This window comes from Stenotrophomonas sp. YJH_SMC_91 (assembly GCF_059368495.1).
The window spans coordinates 1-3,031 of the sequence record NZ_JCAFRT010000030.1; the positions used below are offsets into that span (position 1 = coordinate 1).

Annotated in this window: 2 protein-coding genes; both read left to right on the forward strand. The window is 66.1% G+C overall.

Annotated features, from left to right (window positions below):
- The coding region (locus AC5P5X_RS20305) for a methyl-accepting chemotaxis protein (protein WP_495216052.1) at positions 1 to 759 on the forward strand (759 nt) is incomplete at its 5' end.
- Between the two features lie 739 nt (positions 760 to 1,498).
- The coding region (locus AC5P5X_RS20310; protein WP_495216053.1) for a cache domain-containing protein at positions 1,499 to 3,031 on the forward strand (1,533 nt) is incomplete at its 3' end.

Below are 3,031 nucleotides of genomic sequence, written 5' to 3' on the forward strand. Positions count from 1 at the left end.
AACGCCGAGCACGCCCGCCAGGCCAACCAGCTCGCCATCGGCGCGCACGGTGTCGCTTCGCAGGGCGGCGAGGTGGTCGGCCAGGTGGTCACCACCATGTCGGCCATCGAAGCCTCGTCGAAGAAGATCGCCGAGATCATCTCTGTCATCGACGGCATCGCGTTCCAGACCAACATCCTGGCGCTGAACGCTGCGGTGGAAGCCGCGCGTGCCGGCGAGCAGGGCCGCGGCTTCGCCGTGGTCGCCAGCGAAGTGCGTACCCTCGCCCAGCGTTCGGCCGCTGCCGCCAAGGAGATCAAGGGCCTGATCGACGATTCGGTCGGCAAGGTCAACGACGGCTCGGCGCTGGTGCACAAGGCCGGCGCGACCATGGGCGAGATCGTAGCCTCGGTGCAGCGCGTGACCGACATCATGGCCGAGATCTCCGCCGCTTCGCAGGAACAGTCGGCCGGCATCGAGCAGGTCAACCAGACCGTGGTGCAGATGGACGAAACCACCCAGCAGAATGCCGCGCTGGTGGAAGAAGCGACTGCTGCCGCGCGTGCGATGGAAGAACAGGCTGGTCAGCTCAGCGAAGCGGTGTCGATCTTCGTGGTGGACGAAGCCGAGACCGTGGTTGCCCCGCGCATCGCCGCTGCCCCGGTCCCGCGTGCTGCCGCACCGGCCGCACCGGCCCCGGTCGCGCCGCCGGCCCGCCGCACCGCCGGTGGTCGTCCGATGGCCACCGAACTGGCCGACGGAGACTGGCAGGAATTCTGAGGCCTGCCTGACCTGACGCACGAGAACGCCCTGGCCCTGCGCTGGGGCGTTTTTGTTTACGGGGTATCTGGATATCCAGCCAACGGCGAAGCCCCTCGGGATGGTCGGTCGAAGCGCTGGGTTACTGAGGGTTGGCCGCGAGGGTGGGCTGCGCAGGGGACGCCGTGAATACGTCCTTGTAGGCTCGGTCGCCGCATCCATGCGGCTCACGCCCCTGCGCAGCCCACCCTCCCGGCCACGGAAAATTTCCGTGCGCGTCCACCCCGGATTGAAGAAAGAAGAGCAAGAGCAACAGCCGTATTGCTTCCGGGGTCAGATCCGTTTTCCGCAGGAAAACGGATCTGACCCCTCTTTCCACTTGGAAACCCAATGCTCTTGCCGTCCGACACCGGGATATCGAATGGGCCGGGCAAGGGTGGGTTGGCGGGGGTGTCCGCGGCATGGATGCCGCGGCCAAGCCCCCAAGGACGGGTTTACGGCGTCCCCCGCCAACCCATCCTGGCCCGGCCCTTCTCGCAACCCCTGACCACCGACCAAGCGCCGTTGCTGTTGCTGTTGCTGTTGCTTCAAAACCAGCCTGCCGCAGGCAGCGCCGCAGCCGCCGCTGCAAGAAAACCTGAATACGTTCGGACACCGCACCTCAATCCCCCGCCCCAGCGGCCGATAACGGGGTTGTCACGGCGTATCCCGCCGCTGACCGGCTCGGCGCCGCCCGCCCGTTTCGACTTGGTCCTGCTCGATGAATCTCCTGCATCGCTGGCAACACTACTTCAGCAATCTCTCCGTCCGGCGCAAGCTCAACCTGCTGACGCTGCTCATCGCGCTCGGCGTGATCGCGCTCTCGGTGATCGCCGCCCGCATGCAGTACCTGGACCTCACCGAGACCCGCAAGACCGCGCTGAAGACCCAGGTCGAACTCAGCTACGGCATCCTCCAGCACTACCACCGCCTGGCCGGCACCGGCGAACTCAGCGAGGACGCCGCGAAGAGCGCCGCGTTGCAGGCCCTGGAAGTGATGCGCGCCGAGAACGATACGTACTACTTCAACATCTACGACACCGGCTACCGCCTGCTGATGCACCCGTTCCGCAAGGACCTGGTCGGCAAGGACATGAAGGACTTCCGCACCGACGACGGCGTGCGCATCTATTACGACCAGGTCGAAGCGGCCAAGGCCGGCGGTGGCTTCGTCAACTATCGATGGGCCAAGCCGGGCAGCAAGGGCGAGGTCGAGAAGGTCGCCTACGCCGGCCTGTTCGCGCCGTGGAACTGGGTGGTCAGCAGCGGCGTCTACATGGACGACGTGCAGCGGCAGGCGCTGGTGTTCACCGCCATCATGGCGATCTCCGGTGGTGTGCTGGTGCTGATCGTGCTGGCCCTGAGCTGGGTCATCGGCAACCGTATCGCGCGCCCGCTGAAGCAGGCTACTGCCGTCGCCGAAGGCATCGCCAATGGCAAGCTGGACAGCCATATCGGCCCGCAGCCGCATGACGAACCCGGTCGCCTGCTGGAGGCCATGTCCGGCATGCAGCAGCAGCTGCATGCGGTCATCGGCCGCCAGCGCGAAATGGCCCGCCGTCACGATGCCGGCGAACTGAGTTATCGCATCGACGCCAGTGTCTTCCCCGGCGAGTACGGGCTGATGGTGCAGGAGACCAACACCCTGGTCGGCAGCCATGTGCAGACCCTGCATGACGTGCTGGACGTGGTACAGCAGTACGCAGTCGGCGACCTGAGCCGCGACATCGCCCGCTACCCCGGCGAAAAGGCGGCGATGACCACCACCGTCGACACCGTCAAGGCCAACCTCGGCCGCATCAATGCCGAGATCAAGCAGCTGGCCAGTGCCGCTGCCGCCGGCGACTTCAGCCAGCGCGGTGATGCGCAGCGCTTTGATCACGATTTCCGCCTGATGCTGGAAAACCTCAACGCAATGATGGCGGTCAGCGATGACAACCTCGGCAAGCTCTCGCAGTTGCTGTCGGCCATCGCCGAAGGCGACCTGACCGCACGCATGCACGGCGACTATCAGGGCGTGTTCGCACGCATGCGCGACGACGCCAACACCACCGTTACGCAGCTGACCCAGATCGTTGGCCAGATCCAGGCCAGTGCCTCCAGCATCACCCTCGCCGCTGGCGAGATCGCGTCCGGCAACAGCGACCTGTCGCGCCGTACCGAGCAGCAGGCCGCCAACCTGGAAGAGACCGCCGCCTCGATGGAGGAACTGACCTCCACCGTGCGCCAGAACGCCGAGCACGCCCGCCAGGCC